Here is a 20,457-nt window from a genome sequence, read left to right as displayed (position 1 = left end):
GAGGCGCTCCAGGACACGTGCCTCCAGGCCCGGCAGGCGCTGCCTCAGATCCGGCTCCGTCAGCTCCGCCAGAAGGGCGCGGGTGACCTGGGCAAGGGCGACCTCGGTGAGGTCGAGATGAAGTGCCGCCCGGTTGCTCCAGCGCTTGACCTCTTTATGGAGAAGCGGGGCAAGATCGACGGTGAGACGGATCGGAGCCGTACGGATTGTCTCGGCGCCTGCGGGCGGGTCTGCGATCGTGTCTTCGGTGAATTTGGACTTGTCCCCTCGGCGGCGGGTCATGCCTGTGCCCTTTCCCATGCGGTGATGATTTCTTTGGCTGCTGCCGGGTACGTGGTTCCTTTGGTGTCGACCTCGAATCCGTATGCTTGCCTGTACAGATCGTCATTGAATGCGATGACGGTGTCCATGACTCGGAATCCTTTTTCTGTCAGGGCTTCCCTGAACTCCGCATCGGGTCCGGTTTTCGTGGCATAGGGCCGATTGGTGCGCGTCAGCAAGACCATTTCACACATCGGATTGCGTGTTTTTCCGAGCTGCTCACGCAGATCTCGTGCTTCGTCGAGTTTCTTTCGGAGTTGGAGCATGGTCCGGCGTACTTCCATTCCCCCTGGTGCGAGGGGGAAGATCCAGACGTCGGCGTACACCAGGGCGGAGCGTGCGATGGCTTCGTGGTCTTCGAGCTGCGGGGCGTCGACGACCACCGCGCCGCGACCGGCTTCGAGGCCGGGGAGTGCGCGGTGGAGGGTGGTGATCGCCTGTCCGATCACGGGGTAGCCGATGCCGCCGGCGTCCTGCATCCAGCCGAGGCACGACGCGCCCTTGTCGCCGTCCGCCAGTACGGGTTCACGGCCGAGTTCCTGGAGGCTTTTGCAGAGGAAAATCGCGCTGGTGCTCTTGCCGACGCCGGGCTTGATGCTGACGAGGGCGATCCGTAGGACGGGCACAGTCATGTACGTACGGTACTGCGGCTACTGCCCTTCAGTGGCTGTCTGCGGGGCCGGCGGGCCACCGTCGTAGGGGGAGCCGACCACGACGACGCGGTAGCCGGGGGAGAGGAACAGACCGCTGGAGTAGGGCGTGCGGACCGTCATCCGCCACATGAGCGGGGGGATGCCGAGGTCGGGCTCCCAGCGGAACTCCATCTGCGGGCCGTCCTCGCGTACGGCCCGCAGGTCGTCCTCGCAGCGCTGCTGTGCCACGCGCAGGTCGGTGTAGACCTGTTCCAGGGGGGAGTAGGTGCGCGGGTCGCTGTAGTCGGCCCGGTACTGGATGTCTGCGGGTGTACCGCCGACGTCGGTGTCGGTGTCGGTGTCGTTCATGCCGGCATCCTTCCAGCGATTCCGGCGCGGCCGGCCCGGAATCGTCGCAGGGGTCGGGCCGGTCGCGCGCCAGTGGGGGTACTGAGGCTACTGATGCTGCTGAAGGTTGGTGGGTTGGTCGGTGGTGGTGCGGGCTTGTCCGGCGCGCTGCACCCAGCTCACCATCGTGGCGTACGTGCTCCAGTCGGCGTAGTCCGCGAACCAGTCCACGATCCGCTCGTCGTGGGGGCCCAGCTCGACGTCGGCCTGGGCGAGGACGTCGCGCAGGATTCCGGCCTTGCGGGGAGTGGAGGGATAGGCGTGGGGGGTCGGGTAGTCGTGCGGGGGGTGGTCGACCGGGCCAGTCGGGATGCCGGGCGCGGTCTGGGTCACGGGGGAGCCTTTCAGGCGCAGTAACTGACTGAGTCCACTGTGCCTACTGCGATTCAGTAGGCACAGTGGACTCAGTGGGGTTGGGATTGTCGCTGGTCAGGCGGTGGCGCGGGTGGGGAGTTTAGCGAGGGGGGAGCGGTGTCCCGGGAGGACGGCGCGGACGGCCGGCCAGTCGATGCGCCGGGAGCGCAGGACGCGGTCGAGGTCGCCCTGACGGTAGAGCGGGACGATGCTCTTGAACTGGCCGCGTACGGTCTTCACGTGGGTGAGCAGTCCGGACCTGATCAGGTGGTCCAGGTCGGCGCGGCGTACGCCGAGGGCTTCGGCCGCTTCGTCGCGGGTGTGGAGGCGGCCGGTGCGGGAGGCCGCGGTGACCTTGCGGCGGTCGGTGAGGCGTTCCAGCGTCCACCCGCAGTAGAGGGGGTGGCCCCGGTACTCCCCCCGGGCGGGGAGGAGGCCCTGGCGGGAGAGTTCGGCGGCCGTGCCGGGGGCGACGGTGATGCCGAGGCGGTCGGTGAGGTGTTTCTCCGCCCGTTCGGCGTCGAGGTCGGGGATCGAGCCGGTCTCGGCGAGGATGGCGTCGCGGCGGGCTTCGACATCGGCGACGACGTCGGCGGGCCGGCGGCCGGTCGTCTGGTCGGCGGGCGGGATCAGGCCGAGACGTACCGCCCGCTCGACCTGCCACTCGGCGAGGTCGATCCGGGTGGCGAACTGGACGGGCCCGTACGAGGAGAGCTTTCGGGTGGTGGCCATCTGGTGTCCTCCTGGGGGAGTTGCCCTACAGCGGTGTGATCAGTAGTGGGTGTCCAGCTCGGCGAGCAGCGACGGGTTGACGATGCGGACGATGGCCTCGACGTCGGGCCGGTGGGCGGCGGGCCACAGTGCGGCGCGCGCGGAGCGGTACTTCGCGGCCAGGCGCTCGCGCTTGTCGGCGGGGAGCTGTGCGGCCCGGTCGGGGTGGGAGTTGTGTGCGTTGTCCGCGATCTTCACGAGGGTCGCGCCGGGGTCGGCGGTGATCCGGCGGATCTTCTCGTCGTAGGCGGTTCCCGCCTGGTTGGTCACCGCCTCGACGATCTCGACGACCCGGGCGGGTACGCCCGTCTCCCGCAGGCGCTCGGCGGTCCAGTCGGTGTCCTCCAGGAGGTCGTGCAACAGGCCGGCCATGACGAGTTCGTCGCCGAACGGGCTGAGGCCGGCGGCCACGGCCCGGACGTGCTCGATGTACGGCACTCCGATTTTGTCGGTCTGCCCGGCGTGCGCGTCGGCGGCCAGGGTCTCGACCTCGCGGACGGAGATCACGTTCGCTCCTTCGGCATTTTCTGGTGAGGGTGGTACCGGGGCGGTTTTTCAGCCTGCGATGCCGACTGCGGAGACGTAGGCGTAGGCCGCGTAATACGAGTCGAGGTCCGAGATGATGTCCTCCCAGATCTCGTCGATCAGGTCTTCGTTCTTGTCGGCCCATGCGTCCACGAGGTCGCCCCAGATGTAGCGGGCGTTGACGTGGCGCTGGGAGATGTTCGGGCGCACGCGGCCCTCTTGTACCTGGCTCTGGTCGACGGGGTAGATCTCGATTCGTCGGCCCGCGCCGTTGTTGTCGAGATAGCGCTTGAGCCATCCGGAGCGGATCAGGTTTTCCCGCCTGCGTTCCCAGTAGGCGTTGTCGATCCGCTCGCGGCTCGTGGGCGAGGGGGTCGCTTTCCCTTTCATCCAGGATTTTAGGGTGCGGTCGGTGACTCCCTGGTTCCGGAGGGCTTCTCGTCCTGCGGCGCTGTTGAGGTATTTGAGGCGGGCGTTCATTCCTCGCCGAGAGGTGGCGGGGGAGGAGATGCCGGACTGGTAGACGATCCGGTTGATCTCCATGACCAGGGCCTCGCCGCCCTTCACCCCTCGGGCACCGTATTTCTTCCACTCGCCCCAGCGCTGCCAGAGTCCGGGTGATCCGGCCATTATCGGTTACCCCCCAGCATGTAGGTCTTCTTTTCCTTTACCTGGTTCAGGTTCCGGCCTTCCGGGAATACCGGCCGCCAGTCGCCCGCGATGTGGAGTTCATCGGTTCCGGAGATCTCGATCACCGTCATACCGGCCTGGTGCGCTTTGTATGCCTTGCGCCACAGGTTTGTGAACGCCTTGGTGCGGATGATGTGCATCCAGTCCGGCCGCCTGATATCGGTGTTGGCGGAGGATTCCCCGATGGTGGACACGAACTTAGAATACATGGATTTCACGTACTCCGTGGTGATTTCGTCGTTCTCCTCAATGGATTTTTTGCGGACGTCGGCGAGGGCGCGGCGGAGTTTTTCCAGGAGAATTTCCGTGCCGCCGGACAGGAGGGCGCGGTGGATCACCGGGGGCTTGCACAGGCCCCAGTCCTCGGATGCGCAGTCCAGGAGGGTGCGGACCATGGAGTCGGGCACCCACACCGGCCCCGTCTCGCGGCGGGCCCCCATGGGGTCGGGGAGGTCCTCGTGCTTCCATTCCGGCGGGGTGATCAGGTAGACGCCGGACTTTTTCGGGTCGTGCTGGTCGGTCTCTTCTTCGACCAGTTTTCCGAGCGGGAGCCACGATTTGAACGCCGAGAGATAGGCCGCGTTCATGTCCAGCGCGGTGACCTCGATCGGCTCGCCTTTCTTAACGAGTTCGAGGGCGGATTTATTGCGCCACTTCGGGCGCCCTTCCCAGATCTCGTCAGCGGTCTTCTGTGATTTCTTCTGGAGTACCTCGTCCGTGGGCGGGAATTCTGAGTGGGCGTAGCGTCCGCCGACCCGCGACTTTTTAAAAAGTGCCATCACGTCCGGGATGGCACTTTTGATGAGTGCCGCCTGCGCGGCCTCGATGTCGCCGTTCCGCTCGGTCAGTACGTGCTGTACGCGGCCGGTGATCATGGCGGTCAGCGTGTCCGAGGCGTAGCCGGGCGCGCGGCGCCGTGCGGGCGCGGGGGCCGGAGCCGCGACCGGGGTCGGGCCGGGCGCTGCGGGCGCCTTCTCCTCCGTCTCCAACGCCGTCTCCGTGACGGTCGGCGCGGCCGGCTCGGTGGCGGCGGAGAAGGTGTTCGCGGACGGTTCGGCGGCGGCCGGCGGGGTCGTCACCGTGGGCACGGTGGCGGCGGCTACGGCCTGCGCGCATTCTTCGGGGGTGAGGTGCTGCGGGAATCCGTCGATCTCGTCACCGGCGGGCTGGCCGCACAGCACGCAGGGCCCCACCGGCTCCCGTGCGGGGAGCACCTCCTGTTCCGTCTCCGGCGGTTCCTCGGTCGCCTCCTGGCCGTGCGCGGCGCCGGGCTGAACCGTCTCGCCCCTGAAGGAGTCGGGGACGGTCTGGTGCTCGGTGGCCCCGGAGTCGAGGCCGAACGCGGCCTGCACGACGGCGGGCAGACGGCCGTGAGGGAGTGCCCGCAGGGCGTGGGTGGGTCCGGCGAGGAGGTCGAGGACGCGCATGCCGTAGTACGCGGCGAGGCTGTCGACGTCGTCGAGCGTCCAGTGCTGCCGCCCGGTCTGTTTGCGTGAGATCTGCGCCTGCGCCTGCCCGATACCGGTCGCGAGATCGCCTTGCCGTTCGCCGGTCAGCTCCAGCAGCGTCTTCACGGTCTCCCTCAGGAGGTCCTCCGTGCTACGCCGCGTGCTCTCTTCAACGCTCATGGGCACATTCTAACACGGAGAATACTGATTCATCATTTATAAATGCCGAATCAGCATGTTGATCATGGGGTGGGTACCGCGGTGCGTGGCGGTCCCGCAGGTGGCGGGGCAGGGACATCAGTCCGCCAAGGCGGCGGCGCACTGTTCGGCGCGGGCGGCCTCAGCGGCGGCCTGGCGCAGCCACAACCTCTGCGGCCTCTCACACCCGCCCGCTGAGCGGGCGGTTCATTCCGGCGGCCAGTGATCGGGCACCGGGTGCGCGGCCACGGCCGCGTCCAGAATCCGGTCGCGCACCTCGGCGGTGAGCCGGCTCGCCCTGCACAACACCTCCACCAGGACCTCCTCCGGATCGCCGGCCCTGATGGCCGCCGCGGACTCCATCAGGACGCCGTACGCCTCCTCCAGGCAGTCCTCCCGAAGCCCCTGGAGGTCTTCACAGGACAGTGAGGCGGCCAGCCCTCTCATCTCCGCCTCAAGAGACTGGATCTGCTCGAACACCGCTTGCAGGGACTCGGAAAACACACCACCGCAACGACACACCGGGCCCAGGGACACGACGCACACCGTCACACCGACCCGGAGCCCCCGGCCATCATCCGCAGGGCAATGGGGCGGGAGACTGCCGGGGCCACACGGCGGGCCATCTCGTTGGCACCGTGGCCGGCCGCCCGCGCGCCGGAGAGCGCTTCCTCCAGGCAGTGGTCCGCGACACCGGAGAGGAACCCGGCGTACAGCTTGAGGGTGCGGGCCCGCTCGACCTCCTGGATCTCGGGTGCGGGATCGTCGAGTTCGTCACAGCCGACAGTGCAGACGGGGAACGCGGGGTCGGAGGCGTCGGGGCCGCGTTCGTCGGAGAAGTGGACCCGGATACGGAGCCGCGGGTTTCCGCACTCGTCGACGAGCGCCGTGCCCGGTTCGGCATGGTCCATGATCCAGTTGCGGAGGACCTCGCGGCCGTACTCCTCGGCACAGCCGTCGTACTCCTCCGCCTCCTCAGCCGTCTCGCAGCACTGCCATTCCGGCTCCGCAGGACGGCCCGTCTCGTCGATCGAGAAGGTGAAGCGCACGAACGCCTCCTTCGATGAGGGGATGACGACACCCCAACCTACTGGTTAACGAATTGACCAGTCAATCCATTAACCAGTCAACCCGTTGATCGGTGCGGGTGCGGGGGCGGCTCTTCGCGTTCGGTGTCGAGGCGTGCGATGAGAGCGGTGGCGTTGTCCGCAGGAGGGGGCCGGCAGAGCGCGTGCGCAGCCGACAGCGCTCGTGACGAGGCGTCCGGCGTCCTCACGGAGGTCACCGACCAGACATCCAGATCGGTGGTCACCCCGGCTTCGCCGTCCCGGGTAACACCGGGTCCTGTCACCTGTGCCGGTGACCGCCAGCGCGTCCGGTGACGGCGCCGTCACCGGACCGCGATGCTGAGCCGCATGCCCCGCCTTCTCTCCGCCGTGGTCTCGGTCCTGGCCCCCGCCCTCCTCGCGGCCGGCTGTGTCTCCGTCCCTCCAGGCGGTGCGCCCGCGCCGCAGGCCGTGCCCGCCGACGACCACCGCGCATTCCAGGCCTCCCCCCGCCAGGAACCGCCTCGCACCGCCCTCGTCACCACCACCCCCGCCCGGCCTCCCGCCCCGCCCTCCCACACACGCCGTGCCGCAGCGGACACGCCGCCCCGGCACCCGCCCGTACCGCAGCGGACAACCCCACGGCCCCCGCAGCCGCCCCGGCGCCTTCACCCCGTTCGGCCCGACCAGCCCGGGACCGCTTCCAGCGGAAACGCCGCGACCGCCGCCCCGCACGATCCCCGGCCCCGCGCCGCGCACCCGCGCACGGCCCAGCCCTCGGCCCCCTACGACCTGAAGTCGGTCTGCGGCTGGTCGCACGCGGCACCGGCACCCGCCGGCGCGGGAACCCTGTGCGACGCCTACGTCCGCTGAGACGCTGTCCCCGGACATCCCGGCAACGGCCCCCGGCCCGGCAGAGGAGATACATGTGCCGCACGACGATCTGATCGCGGTCTGCGACCACTGCCGTGCCGCCGTCGAGGACGGGGACGGCACGGTGGAGGTGGACTCCGGCGCCGCCGGCCGCGCCCTGGAAACTCTCCGCCAGGGCAAACACCCCCGGCACGTGGTGGCGTGGACGGTGCGGCACCACTCCTGCGGCGAGCCCCCGCCCCACGTCCTCGCGATCCCGGTCGAGCGGATCAGGACCTGGCCGGCCGTGCTGGAGTGGTGGGTGCACCTGAACGGCAAGGAATGGCTGGCGCTGACCGGCTGGGCCAATCTGGTGGCCAGCGCGCTGGACCCGTCCGGCGGGTACAGCGGCCTGCGCCCGGCCCTCCCGCGCGACCCCCGCAGCGGCCCCGTCGGCGACCGCCCCGCCCTCCACTGACCCGCCCCCGTAAGGACCACCTCGGCATCCGGCCGTCGGACCGCACGCCTAGGCCTTTCTCCGTACCCTGCGGTCATGATCCCCTGAACGGCAGCGGATCAAGGGGAGTCGGAGCCGGTGGACAAAGCACGCCTGTACCAGGACGGACAGATCGGGCAGCGGGTCTACGCGTCCGAGATCAGGCACGAGCCCTGGTGGCGCCGGGAGAAAACGCCGCTGATCTGCGCGTTCTGCCTCGCACCCGTCGTCTCCCAGCGGGCCTCGGTGGGCCGCTCGCCGAGGCCCGCCCTGTTCCGGCTCGCCCAGGACAAGCACCACCAGACGGGCTGCCCGCTCAACCCCCGCGAAATCCTGGAGAAAATCGCGCGGGGCGCGCAGGGCATTGCGCACATCCGCGGGGACGAACTGCACCTGGTGCTGCCCGGCGACCTCCGCCAGATCACCGCCGGCCTCCCTCCCGGCACCGCAGACACCCCCGCCCGCCCACCGGCCGCGGTGCACGTCTCCACCGTCCGCCCGCTCCTGCCCCCGCTGATCAACAGTGCTGTCACCATCGCCCGATTCCTCCAGAAACACGGCTGGGACCCCGACGTGACCGCCCGCTTCAAGGTCCGCCGCCCCGGCGAGCGGAAGGCAGTGGACTGGGGCGAGTTCTGCTATGGCCCCACCCCCGATGACCAGGGCCGCCTCCACGCGCTCCTGACAGCCGGGCACAGGCCGCCGCACCCGGTCGCTGTGTACGGGCGCATCCGCGCCGTCGACCACGACAGCAGGCGTCGGCCCGTCGTACGCCTCGACGACGGCGACGGCTTCGCCGTCCGCATCAGGTCCGAACACGCCAGCCTCCTCGACCCTCTCACCGCCGGGAACTACGTCCTGGCCATCGGCACCTGGAAAACCTGGACCCCCCAACGCGGCACGTCCGGACCCGAGTTGCAGATGTTCGCCGATCACCACTGGCAGCTCGCCCACTGGCCCTACGACGACGCCACCGGCCACCACGGTCCTCCCACCTGCCCGCCCCCGCTCACCCCCGCCCAGCACTCCCTCCGCCACACCCGTACCCCGGCCGCCAGCCGCACCTCCCGCCCCCGGCCGCCAGCCCGCCCCGCACCGCCCCGGCCGCAGACCCCAGCCACCCCGACCCCACCCGCCACGAAACCCGCATCCCTTCCCCCGCCACCAGCACCCCGCCCACCAGACACGGCTCGCCCCTCACCCCCGCCGCCACCCTCACAGGCCCCGGCCGCCCCCTCCGTACCCGATCGGCCGACGTACCCGCCCACGCCCCCGCCGCCCCCGGTCCCACCCGCACCGCCTCGCCGGAAGTGGTGGCCTTTCGGCCGCAGTTGACGGCCTGTTCACCCGTCCAGGAGGCAGACACACCGGCCTCCGGGCGGGTCGCACGAACCGGCTGTCTGATTTCAATCCCCAAGTACTGGGTTTGGCGGTGTCTCATCACGGGGGAAGTCGTTGAACTGGGTGTGCCGATTCGCCCCGAGAACCGAGACCGATATCCCGCAGACTGGGAAGCGATCAGCCTCCGTATCCGCACGGTCCGTGCTGCTGGGCGTTGCGAATGCCTCGGTGAATGTGGACGTGGCACTCACATCGGCCGCTGTCCCAACCTCAACGGGCGGCCTGCGTACGGCACCGGCTCCAAGGTCGTCCTGACCGTCGCTCACCTCGACCACACGCCGGAGAACTGCGACCCTGGCAACCTCCGTGCCATGTGCCAGGGCTGTCATTTGCGCTACGACCAGGAACACCACGCCCGGACCCGAGCGCGGGCCCGTCGTACCGCGCTTGAATCCGGCGGGCAGCTCACGTTCGAGACGTAGAGCGATGTCAGGTTCTGACAGGCTGTGCACCCCCGCCACCGACCGAAGGAGCCGCAGTGCCCGCCACCGCGTTCACCCTCCGCTGCTGCCTATGCCACCGTGCCGTCCCCCGGAGCCACGACGTCTACGCGCTCGACGCCGAATGGCAGCGCCGCTTCCCCCACATGCAGGGCACCCTCGCCTGCGAGAAGTGTGCCCTGCACACCACCACGTGGAAGTGCCAGGACCCCGGCACCCGCACCTACGTCACCGGGCACATCCCCGCCGCCAAGGACCGCTGCTTCGACTCCTGGAGCCACGTCGGCCCCGAGGGGCCCCAGCACGCGATGATGTGCCTCCACCCCCGCTCAGCCCTCTTCCAGGGCGGCGAACCCTACCTGCGCGCCCTCATCACACGCCGAAACGTGAAACCGGACCTTGCCGTCGCCATCAACACGGCCCTGCACGACTGGGACCGCGAACACACACTCCTGACACCCGCCCCCCACAGCGAGTTGTCGGCGGCCCGAGCTGCGGTGAGCGCCGGGCCGGAGCACCTCGCCCGGCAGCAGCGGGGAAGGACCACCTGTCAGCGGTAGATCAAGACGGCCGTGACGAAACCGTCGGCGTCCTCACTCCAGCAGGGAGAAGAGGAAGCCGGCGTGAACTTCCCAGGCAGGCGCGCTTGCTGAGGGTGTGTGGTCAGTGCCAGGGCTGGATGTCGTAGATCCGTACCGTGCGCCGCTCGTGGTTGACATGGAGGACTGCGGTGACGAGGGGGCGGACGATCTGCCGGTGGAGGCCGTCGTCGATGCCGTACGGTTCGGTCGAGGTGACCGGGTTCTCGCAGGCGTCGGCGAGCGCGAGGGTGAGCTGCTCGCTCGCGTCGGCAGGCAGGGCGTCCCACACGGTCATCAGGGTCGCGTCGCACAGGAGCTGGTACACACCCTCAACCCTGTCAGGTCAGGCGGCGCCCCGGGACCGGATTCGTGCAGCCTCCGCCAGGACCCGGTCGGTGACGTCGACCCAGTCCCCCGCCGGCTCCTCCCCGCGGGCCTCGGCGGCGGCGATCTCCCGGCCCCGGCGGGCAGCGGCGGCAGTGCGCTCCGCACGGTCCTGCCAGCGGGCGAACACATGGAGGAGTTCACCGGCGGGCGCCCGGTTGATCTCGGCGAGGAACCGGGCCGCGAGAGCGGGACCGCCGAGCGCATTGTGGATGGACTCGATGGTCCAGGTCTGTTCAGTCACCAATGCCTCCGAGCCCTCAGAACAGTGGAGGGTGAGGTAACCGTAACGCACTCGCGGTGCACAGAGGTGGGGTCGGCGCATCCCGCCGGACTCATCCCCACGACCGGGCCCGTCCCCGGCCAGGGAACCGCAATCCCGGGAGCGGCAGGGGGCGTACGACGCGCGGCGGGCGCCCTCGAACGCCCCGGTCCGCCCCCTTCCCGTCCGGTGGCGGAGGGGAGCACGCTGGAGGCGTGTCCCCTGGATCAGACGGCCCGGCCGGCCGGGCCCCCGCGACCACCGAGGCCGACGCGCGGCGGCTGACCGCCGAGCTGCGCGAGGCCCTGGGCGGCGTGCGGGACGCCGTCGTACGCCTCGCCCTCGCCGTGCGCGCGGCGCACACCGCCCGCGCCTGGGAGCCCTTGGGGTACAGCGGGTGGGGAGAGTACGCGCGCGCCGAGCTCTCCCTGAGCCGTGCGCAGGCGTACCGGCTCATCGACATGGCGAACACGGTGACCGCGATCACCGGCGCCGTGCCCTGCGCGACGTTCACGACCGGCTCGACGTCCTCACCGCGGCGATCAGCGCGCGCCTCACGGACGCCGGGCGCGCCGGCCCGCTCTCCGCCGAGGAGGTGCGCGGCGTCGTCCACCAGGCCGTCGCCGACCTGCGCCGCCCCGCCGCCGAGGAGGCCGAGGAGGCCAGTGTCCCGCCGCCGTCGTACGGCGGGACGCCCCAGGAGTGGGCCGACGCCGTCCGGGAGGGGCGCGCGGCCGTCGAGCAGATCGTCGCGACGGCCGGCTCGGTCGGCGCCGCGGCGCTGGAGATCGCGCCGGCCCACCTCACCGGCCGCGAGGCCGCCGAACACGGCCTCGCCCGGTTCGCCGGGGATCTCGGGCTGGAGACCGCCGCCGTCCTGGAGGCCCGGCTGTACGCGATGACCGGCGACCGCCGCGTCCTCGACGTCTGGTGGGGCTGACCACGCGAGGTACTGCACCTACTGGGTGTCAGCAGGTGCAGTAGTGACAGGTGTGCCACCCGTACGAGGCGTTCCCCGCCCGGGACTGCGTCGTTGCAGGGTGCGAGGGCCGCCGTACGGCCACCGCCACGACCCCGAAGGACCGGTGATGACACCCGCTCCCGACGACCAGGACCACGACCAGGAGCTGACGGTGGGCCGACTCCTCGTCGCCCCCTGCGCCATCCCGCTGACAGCGGCCGTGCTCCTGCCCGAGACCCTGCCCCGCCCCCTCGCCCACATCTACGTCTCGGTCCTCGCCCTCCACGCCGCCGGCGTGCCGGTCGGCCCGAAGACGGTCGGGGACCACCTGCACCGCCGTAGGCTGCTCGCGGAGACCGGCGGAACCGCCGCCCTGGCCGCGCTCGCCCAGGCGGCGGACGACATCGCGTCCGAGCGCACTGTGTACACCCCGCTGCCCTGGAGGCTCGTACATGGCTAATGCGCCCGTCCTCGTGTGTCTTGCAGGCGGGGCCGTCATCTTCGCCGGGACGTGCGTCATCGCACCGCGCCGGTACAGCAACTGGCGGCGGTACCAGAACGGACGGCGCCTCTCCGTCCTGTACGCAGCGGTCTCTGCCCTGGCCTCGGCGGCCCAGGTCGTGGTCGCTCCCTACATCCTCAACGACTCGTGGACAGCATGGGTCCCCCCGTGCCTGCTCCTCATCGGCACTGTCAGCCTCGCTTGCCTGGCCGCTCAGCCGAGCATCGGCCCCGACGCCGCCAGGCACGCCGCCGAGAAACTGCACCAGATCATCTGCCAAGCCGCTGCCGAGCTGCGCCGCCCCGCCGACGAACACACGGACGCCGAGCGGACCATCGCGGCGGCCGGCGTCGTCGGCATCGCGGCACTGGAGATCGCCCCCGCGCACCTCTCCGACCGGGAGGCCGCCGCGCGAGGCCTCGGCCGGTTCGCCGACGACATCGAGCTGAGCCTCGCCGCCGTCCTGAGCGCCCGGCTCTACGTGGCCACCGGCGACCGCAGCGTGCTGGACACCTGCCGGGACTGACCGCACAGACCTACTGCACCTACTGAATGGACAGACTGATCTCCAGGGGCGGTCCCGGCCGGGGTGGTGGGGGCTCGGGCCGGTGGGGGTCGGCCACGGGTTTCGTCAGCAGGCAGCCGAACATGTGCGTCCCGCCGGGGAGGGACCTGGTCCTTGACACGGACGTACGTCCGCGCCGGCCCCCGGCTCCGTCAGGCTTGGGCAGACAGGGAGCCGGGGGCCGGTGTGCGGCTGGGCCGCCGGGGTGGTGGACGCCGGCCCGGCCGCTAACCCGCTTCCCGGGCGGGGGGGCACCCGGGAAGCGGGAGTTCATCGCCTCTCAGGCGGGCTGCGCCAGGACGTCGCCGCAGGACGGCTTCCACCGGCCGTCGCGGGTCCCGGTCACCGTTCCCCGCCTTCGCGGGGGCGGGGGATGCGGCTCAGGGCCGCGTAGTGGGCCCGGGTCCGGGCGTGGAGGTCGCCCACGGCCTCGCGGGCGAGACGGGTCCGCTCCTGCCCCCGCGGCCCGGGGTCGGCCGCGGCGCCCAGCAGGACCATCAGGCGGGCCCGGAAGTCGGCGAAGTCGGCGTCGGTGAGAGAAAGACGTCCCTCCGGCGGGGCGGACGGGAACCGCGGCAGCAGGCAGGCCGCACAGCGGCAGCGGGCGGGGCGGGCGAACGCGCGCCGGGCCCGGTAGCCCAGCAGGCGCAGCCGGCGGGCGCGCCGGGAGAAGGCCGTGGTGGTCATGCGCACGGTTCCTCCGGTTCCTCTCCGGGGTCGTCGAGGCCGTGCGTGATCTCCAGGACGGCCGCGGTCATAGGGTCCCCGGCCGCGCGGACCCGGGAGGTGTGCCCGGTGACGCGCAGGCCCGGACCGGGCAGGTCCTCGCGCTCGTGGACGGCGGCCAGGAGCGCGGCTGCGGCGTGCAGGGGAAGACAGGTCCCGGGCACGTGGACGGGGAGTCCGGCGGCGGTGACCGCCGCCGTGCCCGGGCGGGGGGTGGGGGTGGGGGTCATCTCGTCTCCAGGGACAGTTCCGCCCAGATCGTCTTGCCGGTCGCGGCCGGGGTGCAGCCGCAGGCCTCGCAGAGGGCGTCCACGAGGCGCAGCCCCCAGCCCGATGACGACTCGGTGTCCGCCGTGCGGCGTGCGGCGGTGACGGCCAGGGGGCGCCCGGTGTCGGTGACCTCAATGCGCAGGCGGCCCGAGCCGGGGCACGGGGCGAGGCAGAGCGTCACCGGGCGGGTCCCGGCCCTGCCGGTGCAGCCCGCGTGGAGCACGGCGTTGGTCACCAGTTCCGAGGTGACCAGCACCGCGTCCTCCGACGGGCCGGCGGGCACGTGCCAGTCGGCCAGACATCGGCGGACCCACCGGCGGGCGGACGAAACAGCATGATCATGCTGTTCCACGGTGAAAAAAAGAGGGCGCTGAGCGGTAAGGGGAGAGGTCACTGCGTACTCCGGGATCGGCGTACAGGGTCCACAAGGGCATAACACGCCCTTGTGTGGCCGATTCTTCCCCTGCCTGTGATCCTCGTATAGGACAGACGATGTGCCATGTTGAACGATTAACTACCAGCCGGTAGTGATGGGGGTGTCCCGTGCCCGTCTCCGATCCCGAGACCCTGCGCCTCCTCCTCTCACGGGCCCGCTCCCGGTGCAGCCCCGCCGCCTACCCCGGCCTCCCCTCCCTGCGCCTGGCCGCAGGCCTGCGACCCGAGCCCCTGACCGGCCCCGCCCACCGCGGCCTGTCCCAGCTGGAGGTCGACCTCCTCGCCGGCCTGCCCCAGCGCACCACCGGACGCCTCGAACGCGGCCTCATCTCCTCCCCCACCGACAGCACGCTGCGCGCCGTCGCCCGGGTCCTGCACTACACCGAGACCGACTGGGGGGCCCTGTGGCTGGCGGTCTACGGCCAGCAGCCCTCCCCCAGCGCCGCCCTCCACCCCGGCGAGGCCTCCGCCGTGCCCGCCCTGTGGCACCGGATCATCGCGACCACACCCCTCGCCGCCTACATCTCCGACCTGGCCTGGGACGTCGTCACCCACAACGACAGCGCCGCACGCCTGTGGGGGACAATGCCCCCCAACATCATGCTGTGGATACTCGGCGACAGGACCGCACGCGACACGACCATGATCGACTGGCATGGCCACTGGGCACCCCTGGCCGTCTCCCAGCTCCGCAACGCCCTGCACGCCCACCCCCGCCACCGCCGGCTCCGCGACGTCCGCGACACCGTGCTGCGCGACGACACCGTCCGCGCGCTCTGGCGCGAACGCCGCGACCCCTACCTGCACCCCGACGGCGACAGACGACGGATGCGCCACACCACCACAGGACGCGAGATCACCATGGACTCAGCCGCCGCGGAACCCCTGGGAGCCCCCGGCTGCCGCGCGATCTTCATGGACTGGAGGAACCAGGACTGATGCCCCTGTACTGCTGGCCGCCCGCCGCCGTCGACGCCGACCACACCGTCACCACCGCCGAGATCCTCCACGAGTTCAGGACCAGCCACCCCCACGCCCCCTTCCTGCACCGCATCGACGCCATAGCCGCCTCCACCCGCATCCGCTCCCGCCGCTGGCACCAGCCCCTGTCCGCCGCCTGCGCGCCCGGCCGCTCGGCCCTGGAACTGATCGGCACCGCCCAGGCACGCACCGCCCTCACCGACGCCGGCCTCGACCCCGCCACCGCCGAACGGGCCATCACCGCACTGGAACACGCCCCCGCCCGCCGCACCATCTCCGAACGCACCGCCCCCGCCTGGCACGCCGTCCGCGAACACGCCGCCCGCGCCACCGCCCGCGCCCTGCGCAACGCCTCCCTCACCCCCACCGACATCGACGTCCTCATCACCAGCAACAGCACCACCCCCGCCCTCCCCGGCCTCGACATCGCCCTCCTCAACCAGCTCGGACTGCGCCCCGACACCACCACCTACCCCTTCACCACATGGGCCTGCGGCGCCACCACCCGCGCCCTCTCCCTCGCCGCCCAGCTCACCACCGCCAACCCCGACCTCATCGTCCAGATCACCGTTTCCGAAGCCCTCAGCACCACCTACCAGCCCGCCGACGACACCCTCGACTCACTGCTGTGCCGCCTCCTGTTCAGCGACTCCGCAGGCTCCGTCACCGTCACCGGCCGCCCCCGCCACGGCACCTGGCTGCGCCTGGACGCCGCCCACCACGCCACCCTCCCCGCCACCGCCGACCACCACCAACTGCTCTCCCGCGCCGACGGCGTCCACTTCCGCATGGACCGCCTCGGCCCCCGCGCCCTCCAGGCCGGCCTCCCCCCCATCTGGCAATGGCTCACCGCCCGCCACGGCCCCGCCTGGACCCCGGACCTCCTCCTCGCCCACCCCGGCGGCACCCGCGTCCTGGAACACATGGCCCAGACCCTCCCCACCGGCTGGCCCCCCAGCCTCCTCACCCCCACCTGGACCGCCTACACCAGCGGAAACAGAGGCGGCGTCAGCGTCCTCGACCTCATGGCCCGCGCCCACCGCGACACCCCCAAACCCGGATCCGCGACCGTCCTGTACTGCGCCTCACCCGGACTCCACATCACCGCCCTCGACGGCGAAACCCTCTAGAGAGCACACCCGATGGCACACACACAGGAAAGAGCCCAGGAAACCCGGCGCCGCATCCTCCACGCCGCCGGCGAACTCTTCTCCGACCACGGATACGCAGGCACCTACATGTCGGCCATCCTCACCAACGCCGGCGTCACCCGCGGCGCCCTCCAGCACCACTTCCCCCACAAATCCACCATCGCCGAAGCCGTACTCGCCTCCCAGCAGGCCGCCCTCATCCCCCCCGACGACCCCCTCCGCCTCCAGGCCCTCATCACCCTCACCCACACCTACGCCACCACCCTCCAGACCGACCCCGTCCTGCGCGGCGCAGTCCGCCTCTCCACCGAACCCGGCCCCTACTTCACCCCCGAGCCCTACCAGCTCCCCATGACCGTCATAGCCGAACTCCTCGGACAGGCCGGCTCCCACGGCGAACTGCTGCCCGGGATCGACCCCGCAGCCAGCGCCCGCTTCATCGTCGGCTCCTTCACCGGAACCCAACTCCTCTCCCAGGCCCTCAGCGCACGAGCCGACCTCACCGACCAGATCACCATCATGTGGCACCACCTCCTGCCCGCACTCGCCCACCCCGGCCTGCTCCCCCGACTCCACACAGGAACAGACCACACATAGCCGGCCGGACAGCCGGCCGTGCGCCCGGCACGAGGCACCGCGGCGCCACCGGCGGCGGTACCGATCCCCAGGCCTCGAGCGGCGCCACACGCCCGGTACGGGGCGGCACGGCGTCCCGGACGCATTTGCGGCCGATGCGTGTCCGGGGCGTCGTCTCCCGCCGTGAGCTTGTTGTTGAACGTCGCCGCCAGGGGAAGCAGCCTTGGCCACCGCTTGCTTGGGACTTGGTGTCGCAGGAAGCTACTCGGATGACCAACGTAGATCCCCGGGCTGTCATCGCGCGCGCCGTGTACGCCCTGGAGCCGGGGGCGGCCTATCCCCGAGTTCTGCCTCCCGAGTTGGCTCCCTGGTACTGCGCCACCGGAGACGGCGGCCACTGCATCGCGGTTGTGGTTCAGAGCCTCGTAGGTGAGGAGATCGACCCCGACCGAAGTCTGATTGCGCTCCCGGTCAGGACCGTCCTCCGAGTGGGCTGGAGGATGCGCGACGGATACGTGGTCTGCGACGTTCCGTATGGTGACGGGGGCGCGGGCGGCGTCGGGAACGACGACGAAGAGTTCGACGGCCTACGGGACGACGAGTTCTGACGTCGGTCGGCAGGCCCGCGGCCGGGCGTGGTGGGCTTTGCGGTGCCGGGCCCTGGTTCACGCATGGTCACCCCGCGTCGTCTGGAGTCTTTCGGTGGGTGGTGCCGAGGATGACGGCTTCGACGGCTTCGGCCAGGCTGATGCTGTGGTCGGTGGCGCGGGTGCGGGCCTGGTGGACGAGGTCGGCCGGGAGTCTTACCGAGATCTGCTTGCGGGCCGGGCGGCGGTGGCCGGGGATGTCGCCTCGGGCGATCTGTTCGAGGGCTTCCCGGACCGCGAGGGTGCGGTCTCCGCAGGCGTCTATGCGGGAGAGAACGTGCTCGTCGAGGCGGAGGGTGAGGGGGGCTTCAGGCATCGGGGTGTCCCTCGCTGTAGCCGCGGTCGGCGTAGACGGAGGCCAGGGGCCTGTCGTCCTTCATCCGCAGCAGTTGTTCGGCCTGGATGCCGATGTTCTCCATCACCCAGGTGTCGGATTTGCTGCGGGCGATGGTGCGGACCAGGTCCCGGGTGAGCAGGACGCTGTGGGCGCCGTGGAAGCGGTTGTGGCGGACGGTGGAGCTCATCATGCGGGGCAGGTCGCCCTCGAGGGCGACGACGGGCAGCAGGTCGTGCTCACGCCTGTGGATGCGGGGGGTGTCGCGCATGGTGAGGTAGCGGTGGTAGCCGTCGACGATCTCGTAGACGTCCTCGTCGGGGAGGTAGTGGGCGACGACGGGCTGGGTGAAGCCGTCCTGCCACACCGAGGTCCGCAGGAGGCGGCGCCTGCTCGGGGTCATCTGGTTGGGGTTGTAGTTGTTGGCGCGGATCATGCCCATCGGGACGGCCTGGACCCGGTAGACAGGGCTGTCCGAGGGCGCGCCCGCGCGGGGCGTGTGCAGCGGGAGGACCTGCTGGACGGGGGTGTCGGGGCCCGGTTCCTCGTGCCAGTGGGGGGTGTCGGCGGGGGGTTCGATGTCCACGGCACCGGTGCCGAAGAAGTACCGGGCGGCTCCGGTCAGCTGGAGGAGGCGGCGGAATTCGTCGGGTTCCATGCCCAGTTGCCGCATGGTCCACCTGGGTGTCATGCCGGAGTCGATGAGCAGGGCGACCAGGCGGGACATCAGCTCTTCGTCGTGCTTGCCGCGGGCCTGGTTGTGGCGGACGGTGGAGGCTTTGAGCTCGTCGTCGTCCTTGCCGCGCAGGACGACGACGGGCAGCAGGTCGTTCTCCCGCTCGCGGATGCGGTCGGATTCCCGCACAGTGCGCCAGCGGTGGTAGCCGTCGACGATCTCGTAGATGCCGGTGGCCTCGTCGTGGACGGTGACGACGGGCTGGGTGATGCCGTCCACCCACATCGAGTTCTCCAGGCCCGTCAGTTCCGGAGGCGCGACCCGGTTCGGGTTGTAGTTGTTCGCCCGGACCTGGTCCAGCGGGATGGGCCGCACGTCGTAGACGGGGCTGCGGAACGGCTGCTGCTGCTTCTTCGCGCGGGTGGCCGCCATTACAGGGTCTCCTTCAGCTTCTCCAGGGCCTGGACCCTCTGGGTGTGCCTGATCTTGGTCTGGCCGAAGCCCATGCCCTTGAGCTGCCAGTCGTTGCGCAGGAAGCAGATGGCCATGCGCCGCCAGTCCGGGATCTCCGCGGCCGGCCCGCGGCCGGAGAGGTCGTCGGGGTAGCGGGAGAAGCGCACGATCTCCATGGGCGTCTTCCGCTTCCGGTTGTCCCTGGGCGCGCCCAGGAACTCGACCGCGGCGTCCTCGGGCGGGTTCTCCCGGAGGCTGGCCGCGGTGCCTTCGGTCAGGGCGCCGCCGGTGACGGTCCAGTACCGCATGGTGGTGCGGATCTTCGGGAGCATCTCCTCGCGGCGTTCCTCGGGGAGGGTCTTCCAGAGGAAGACCGCGTAGGACTTCCAGGTGTGGCCCTCGGGGAGTGTGACGTTCTTGGCGCCCATGGCACCGGTGCCGCCGTAGATCGCGGTGAAGTTGGCGCCGTTGACCCGGCCGACGAGGCGGCCCCAGGTGTCCGGCTCGATCTCCCGGTAGAGCTTGAGGTTCTCCTGGCCCTCGCCGCGGAAGGGGCTGGCCACCCGCATGTCGCCCAGCGGGACACCGGCGAGGTGGAAGAAGTCGTAGAGCTCGTTGTAGGGCCACTGGTGGTCCCCGTTCGCGGTCCAGACGTCCTCCACGTTCCAGTCGTGGATCGGGTAGGCGTTGTAGACGCCGTCGCTGATGCGGGTGGTCCACCGGTAGGACTGCCACATCGCGTGTTTGTCCTCGCGGTGGATGGCCCCCTGCCGGTGGAGGGACTCCTGGGTGCGGATCCCGACGAGGACGGCGGTGCGCCCGGCGCCGCAGCGGCGGTGCAGCCACCGGGAGACCTGTTCCTGGAATGTGTAGTCCCACACGCCGTCGTAGGCCGGGAAGCCTTCGGGGAGGTTCCCGGTGTGCAGGACGCCCGGGGCGTCGGGCAGGGGGCGGACCCAGATGTCCTGAAGCTCCGGGTCCCACGGCTTCCAGTGGCTCTGGTACATCGACACCTCGCTGATCACGGCCATGGGCAGGCAGATCCAGACGGGGTCGATGAGGTCCGGGTTCGAGGTCATGACCTCGGTGACGTAGTCGGTGGTGGCCTGGTACTGGGCCTCGTAGTCGAAGTGGACCACGGTGATCTTCTTCGTGATGCCGTGCTCGCGCATGTAGGCGAGGGTCGCGTGGAGCATCACCCCGGAGTCCTTGCCGCCGGAGAACGCGAGCACCACGTTGTCGAAGTCCCGGAAGACGACGGCCAGGCGCCGCCGGGTCGCCTCCCAGACGTCGATGCCCTTGCTCTTCTTCACCAGGGTCCTCCTCCTTCGGTTGCGGTGCGGGGGCCGGGGTGCGGGGCCCGCACCCCCA

30 protein-coding genes are annotated in these 20,457 nt (G+C 70.7%); 11 read left to right on the top strand and 19 right to left on the bottom strand.

The features are described 5' to 3' along the window. The 10 genes from ACYUD3_RS36815 to ACYUD3_RS36770 form a co-directional block, all read right to left on the bottom strand. On the bottom strand, nt 1–282 hold a 282-nt coding region (locus ACYUD3_RS36815), incomplete at its 3' end, for a hypothetical protein (protein ID WP_470980286.1). After that, a complete protein-coding gene (locus tag ACYUD3_RS36810) occupies nt 279–953 on the bottom strand; it encodes a nucleotide-binding protein (protein WP_470980283.1) in 675 nt (224 codons plus the stop codon). The genes ACYUD3_RS36810 and ACYUD3_RS36815, both read right to left, overlap by 4 nt. A gap of 18 nt (nt 954–971) precedes the next feature. Continuing rightward, nucleotides 972–1,322 (bottom strand): hypothetical protein, encoded by a 351-nt coding sequence (locus ACYUD3_RS36805; RefSeq protein ID WP_470980280.1) that lies wholly within the window; start codon nt 1,320–1,322, stop codon nt 972–974. Nucleotides 1,323–1,409: 87 nt separating this feature from the next. Then, entirely contained in the window at nt 1,410–1,694 is a 285-nt protein-coding gene (locus ACYUD3_RS36800) for a hypothetical protein (protein WP_470980278.1), read from the bottom strand. Between the two features lie 96 nt (nt 1,695–1,790). Next, entirely contained in the window at nt 1,791–2,447 is a 657-nt protein-coding gene (locus ACYUD3_RS36795; RefSeq protein ID WP_470980275.1) for a hypothetical protein, read from the bottom strand. 39 nt (nt 2,448–2,486) lie between these two features. Beyond that, entirely contained in the window at nt 2,487–2,993 is a 507-nt protein-coding gene (locus ACYUD3_RS36790; RefSeq protein ID WP_470980272.1) for an HD domain-containing protein, read from the bottom strand. Between the two features lie 48 nt (nt 2,994–3,041). After that, complete coding sequence (locus ACYUD3_RS36785) at nt 3,042–3,641, bottom strand: hypothetical protein (protein WP_470980269.1); 600 nt, start codon at nt 3,639–3,641, stop codon at nt 3,042–3,044. Continuing rightward, nucleotides 3,641–5,329 (bottom strand): helix-turn-helix domain-containing protein, encoded by a 1,689-nt coding sequence (locus ACYUD3_RS36780; RefSeq protein ID WP_470980267.1) that lies wholly within the window; start codon nt 5,327–5,329, stop codon nt 3,641–3,643. The genes ACYUD3_RS36785 and ACYUD3_RS36780 overlap by 1 nt, the downstream gene beginning before the upstream one ends. 225 nt (nt 5,330–5,554) lie before the next feature. Further along, the gene (locus ACYUD3_RS36775; RefSeq protein ID WP_470980265.1) at nt 5,555–5,851 is read right to left on the bottom strand and encodes a hypothetical protein; all 297 of its coding nucleotides are present in this window, start codon (nt 5,849–5,851) and stop codon (nt 5,555–5,557) included. Nucleotides 5,852–5,895: 44 nt separating this feature from the next. Next, complete coding sequence (locus tag ACYUD3_RS36770; RefSeq protein WP_470980262.1) at nt 5,896–6,396, bottom strand: hypothetical protein; 501 nt, start codon at nt 6,394–6,396, stop codon at nt 5,896–5,898. Between the two features lie 366 nt (nt 6,397–6,762). Between ACYUD3_RS36770 and ACYUD3_RS36765 the strand changes: the two genes are divergently transcribed. The 4 genes from ACYUD3_RS36765 to ACYUD3_RS36750 all read left to right on the top strand — a co-directional run bounded on the left by ACYUD3_RS36765 (nt 6,763) and on the right by ACYUD3_RS36750 (nt 10,142). Further along, nucleotides 6,763–7,266: a hypothetical protein gene (locus ACYUD3_RS36765; protein ID WP_470980259.1), complete on the top strand. Its 504-nt coding sequence runs from the start codon at nt 6,763–6,765 to the stop codon at nt 7,264–7,266. A 55-nt stretch (nt 7,267–7,321) separates the two neighbouring features. Then, nucleotides 7,322–7,723, top strand: coding sequence for a hypothetical protein (locus ACYUD3_RS36760; protein ID WP_470980256.1), 402 nt, complete (start codon nt 7,322–7,324; stop codon nt 7,721–7,723). Nucleotides 7,724–7,840: 117 nt separating this feature from the next. Then, nucleotides 7,841–9,076 (top strand): hypothetical protein, encoded by a 1,236-nt coding sequence (locus tag ACYUD3_RS36755; RefSeq protein ID WP_470980253.1) that lies wholly within the window; start codon nt 7,841–7,843, stop codon nt 9,074–9,076. Nucleotides 9,077–9,620: 544 nt separating this feature from the next. Beyond that, nucleotides 9,621–10,142 (top strand): hypothetical protein, encoded by a 522-nt coding sequence (locus tag ACYUD3_RS36750; RefSeq protein ID WP_470980251.1) that lies wholly within the window; start codon nt 9,621–9,623, stop codon nt 10,140–10,142. A gap of 103 nt (nt 10,143–10,245) precedes the next feature. Here the strand turns inward: ACYUD3_RS36750 and ACYUD3_RS36745 are convergent, their stop codons facing one another. From ACYUD3_RS36745 to ACYUD3_RS36735, 3 genes are all read right to left on the bottom strand, one after another. Further along, nucleotides 10,246–10,488 carry a hypothetical protein gene (locus ACYUD3_RS36745; protein WP_470980248.1) on the bottom strand — a complete coding sequence of 81 codons (243 nt, stop codon included), beginning with the start codon at nt 10,486–10,488 and terminating at the stop codon, nt 10,246–10,248. Between the two features lie 18 nt (nt 10,489–10,506). Continuing rightward, a complete protein-coding gene (locus tag ACYUD3_RS36740) occupies nt 10,507–10,791 on the bottom strand; it encodes a hypothetical protein (RefSeq protein WP_470980245.1) in 285 nt (94 codons plus the stop codon). A gap of 245 nt (nt 10,792–11,036) precedes the next feature. Next, a complete protein-coding gene (locus tag ACYUD3_RS36735) occupies nt 11,037–11,171 on the bottom strand; it encodes a hypothetical protein (RefSeq protein WP_470980242.1) in 135 nt (44 codons plus the stop codon). A 35-nt stretch (nt 11,172–11,206) separates the two neighbouring features. Here ACYUD3_RS36735 and ACYUD3_RS36730 point away from each other — a divergent pair, with 35 nt between their 5' ends. The 3 genes from ACYUD3_RS36730 to ACYUD3_RS36720 all read left to right on the top strand — a co-directional run bounded on the left by ACYUD3_RS36730 (nt 11,207) and on the right by ACYUD3_RS36720 (nt 12,798). Further along, complete coding sequence (locus ACYUD3_RS36730; RefSeq protein WP_470980239.1) at nt 11,207–11,749, top strand: hypothetical protein; 543 nt, start codon at nt 11,207–11,209, stop codon at nt 11,747–11,749. 148 nt (nt 11,750–11,897) lie between these two features. Next, complete coding sequence (locus ACYUD3_RS36725) at nt 11,898–12,230, top strand: DnaB-like helicase N-terminal domain-containing protein (RefSeq protein WP_470980237.1); 333 nt, start codon at nt 11,898–11,900, stop codon at nt 12,228–12,230. Further along, complete coding sequence (locus ACYUD3_RS36720) at nt 12,223–12,798, top strand: hypothetical protein (protein WP_470980234.1); 576 nt, start codon at nt 12,223–12,225, stop codon at nt 12,796–12,798. The genes ACYUD3_RS36725 and ACYUD3_RS36720 overlap by 8 nt, the downstream gene beginning before the upstream one ends. A 381-nt stretch (nt 12,799–13,179) precedes the next feature. Here ACYUD3_RS36720 and ACYUD3_RS36715 read toward each other — a convergent pair whose 3' ends face one another. The 3 genes from ACYUD3_RS36715 to ACYUD3_RS36705 are packed head-to-tail and all read right to left on the bottom strand — an operon-like array spanning nt 13,180 to nt 14,185. Further along, nucleotides 13,180–13,524: a hypothetical protein gene (locus ACYUD3_RS36715; RefSeq protein WP_470980231.1), complete on the bottom strand. Its 345-nt coding sequence runs from the start codon at nt 13,522–13,524 to the stop codon at nt 13,180–13,182. Continuing rightward, entirely contained in the window at nt 13,521–13,793 is a 273-nt protein-coding gene (locus ACYUD3_RS36710) for a hypothetical protein (RefSeq protein WP_470980228.1), read from the bottom strand. Before ACYUD3_RS36710 ends, ACYUD3_RS36715 begins: the two co-directional genes overlap by 4 nt. After that, nucleotides 13,790–14,185 carry an ATP-binding protein gene (locus tag ACYUD3_RS36705; RefSeq protein ID WP_470980225.1) on the bottom strand — a complete coding sequence of 132 codons (396 nt, stop codon included), beginning with the start codon at nt 14,183–14,185 and terminating at the stop codon, nt 13,790–13,792. The genes ACYUD3_RS36710 and ACYUD3_RS36705 overlap by 4 nt, the downstream gene beginning before the upstream one ends. A 191-nt stretch (nt 14,186–14,376) precedes the next feature. Here ACYUD3_RS36705 and ACYUD3_RS36700 point away from each other — a divergent pair, with 191 nt between their 5' ends. From ACYUD3_RS36700 to ACYUD3_RS36685, 4 genes are all read left to right on the top strand, one after another. Continuing rightward, the gene (locus ACYUD3_RS36700; RefSeq protein WP_470980223.1) at nt 14,377–15,207 is read left to right on the top strand and encodes an MmyB family transcriptional regulator; all 831 of its coding nucleotides are present in this window, start codon (nt 14,377–14,379) and stop codon (nt 15,205–15,207) included. Beyond that, nucleotides 15,207–16,379 (top strand): beta-ketoacyl-[acyl-carrier-protein] synthase family protein, encoded by a 1,173-nt coding sequence (locus ACYUD3_RS36695; protein WP_470980220.1) that lies wholly within the window; start codon nt 15,207–15,209, stop codon nt 16,377–16,379. Before ACYUD3_RS36700 ends, ACYUD3_RS36695 begins: the two co-directional genes overlap by 1 nt. Before the next feature lie 12 nt (nt 16,380–16,391). Next, nucleotides 16,392–16,997: a ScbR family autoregulator-binding transcription factor gene (locus tag ACYUD3_RS36690; RefSeq protein WP_470980217.1), complete on the top strand. Its 606-nt coding sequence runs from the start codon at nt 16,392–16,394 to the stop codon at nt 16,995–16,997. 248 nt (nt 16,998–17,245) lie between these two features. Beyond that, nucleotides 17,246–17,584 (top strand): hypothetical protein, encoded by a 339-nt coding sequence (locus tag ACYUD3_RS36685; RefSeq protein ID WP_470980214.1) that lies wholly within the window; start codon nt 17,246–17,248, stop codon nt 17,582–17,584. 67 nt (nt 17,585–17,651) lie between these two features. Here the strand turns inward: ACYUD3_RS36685 and ACYUD3_RS36680 are convergent, their stop codons facing one another. The 3 genes from ACYUD3_RS36680 to ACYUD3_RS36670 are packed head-to-tail and all read right to left on the bottom strand — an operon-like array spanning nt 17,652 to nt 20,399. Beyond that, on the bottom strand, nt 17,652–17,939 hold the full coding sequence (locus ACYUD3_RS36680) for a hypothetical protein (protein ID WP_470980212.1): 288 nt from the start codon (nt 17,937–17,939) through the stop codon (nt 17,652–17,654). Next, nucleotides 17,932–19,065, bottom strand: a complete 1,134-nt coding sequence (locus ACYUD3_RS36675; RefSeq protein WP_470980209.1) for a ParB N-terminal domain-containing protein — start codon at nt 19,063–19,065, stop codon at nt 17,932–17,934. Before ACYUD3_RS36675 ends, ACYUD3_RS36680 begins: the two co-directional genes overlap by 8 nt. Beyond that, nucleotides 19,065–20,399, bottom strand: a complete 1,335-nt coding sequence (locus ACYUD3_RS36670) for a DUF3440 domain-containing protein (RefSeq protein ID WP_470980206.1) — start codon at nt 20,397–20,399, stop codon at nt 19,065–19,067. The genes ACYUD3_RS36675 and ACYUD3_RS36670 overlap by 1 nt, the downstream gene beginning before the upstream one ends. Nucleotides 20,400–20,457 lie beyond the last annotated feature (58 nt).

The sequence above is a fragment of the Streptomyces sp. AMJ-169 genome (assembly GCF_055597585.1).
Note: the sequence above shows the minus strand (reverse complement) of the source record. Positions and strands in the feature narration are given on the sequence as shown.

Excerpts from the sequence above, each read along its gene's own strand:
- ACYUD3_RS36810 (WP_470980283.1), bottom strand. The coding sequence starts at position 953 with ATGACTGTGCCCGTCCTACGGATCGCCCTCGTCAGCATCAAGCCCGGC.
- ACYUD3_RS36805 (WP_470980280.1), bottom strand. The coding sequence starts at position 1,322 with ATGAACGACACCGACACCGACACCGACGTCGGCGGTACACCCGCAGAC.
- ACYUD3_RS36795 (WP_470980275.1), bottom strand. The coding sequence starts at position 2,447 with ATGGCCACCACCCGAAAGCTCTCCTCGTACGGGCCCGTCCAGTTCGCC.
- ACYUD3_RS36785 (WP_470980269.1), bottom strand. The coding sequence starts at position 3,641 with ATGGCCGGATCACCCGGACTCTGGCAGCGCTGGGGCGAGTGGAAGAAA.
- ACYUD3_RS36780 (WP_470980267.1), bottom strand. The coding sequence starts at position 5,329 with ATGAGCGTTGAAGAGAGCACGCGGCGTAGCACGGAGGACCTCCTGAGG.
- ACYUD3_RS36765 (WP_470980259.1), top strand. The coding sequence starts at position 6,763 with ATGCCCCGCCTTCTCTCCGCCGTGGTCTCGGTCCTGGCCCCCGCCCTC.
- ACYUD3_RS36725 (WP_470980237.1), top strand. The coding sequence starts at position 11,898 with ATGACACCCGCTCCCGACGACCAGGACCACGACCAGGAGCTGACGGTG.
- ACYUD3_RS36720 (WP_470980234.1), top strand. The coding sequence starts at position 12,223 with ATGGCTAATGCGCCCGTCCTCGTGTGTCTTGCAGGCGGGGCCGTCATC.
- ACYUD3_RS36715 (WP_470980231.1), bottom strand. The coding sequence starts at position 13,524 with ATGACCACCACGGCCTTCTCCCGGCGCGCCCGCCGGCTGCGCCTGCTG.
- ACYUD3_RS36710 (WP_470980228.1), bottom strand. The coding sequence starts at position 13,793 with ATGACCCCCACCCCCACCCCCCGCCCGGGCACGGCGGCGGTCACCGCC.
- ACYUD3_RS36695 (WP_470980220.1), top strand. The coding sequence starts at position 15,207 with ATGCCCCTGTACTGCTGGCCGCCCGCCGCCGTCGACGCCGACCACACC.
- ACYUD3_RS36690 (WP_470980217.1), top strand. The coding sequence starts at position 16,392 with ATGGCACACACACAGGAAAGAGCCCAGGAAACCCGGCGCCGCATCCTC.
- ACYUD3_RS36685 (WP_470980214.1), top strand. The coding sequence starts at position 17,246 with ATGACCAACGTAGATCCCCGGGCTGTCATCGCGCGCGCCGTGTACGCC.
- ACYUD3_RS36680 (WP_470980212.1), bottom strand. The coding sequence starts at position 17,939 with ATGCCTGAAGCCCCCCTCACCCTCCGCCTCGACGAGCACGTTCTCTCC.
- ACYUD3_RS36675 (WP_470980209.1), bottom strand. The coding sequence starts at position 19,065 with ATGGCGGCCACCCGCGCGAAGAAGCAGCAGCAGCCGTTCCGCAGCCCC.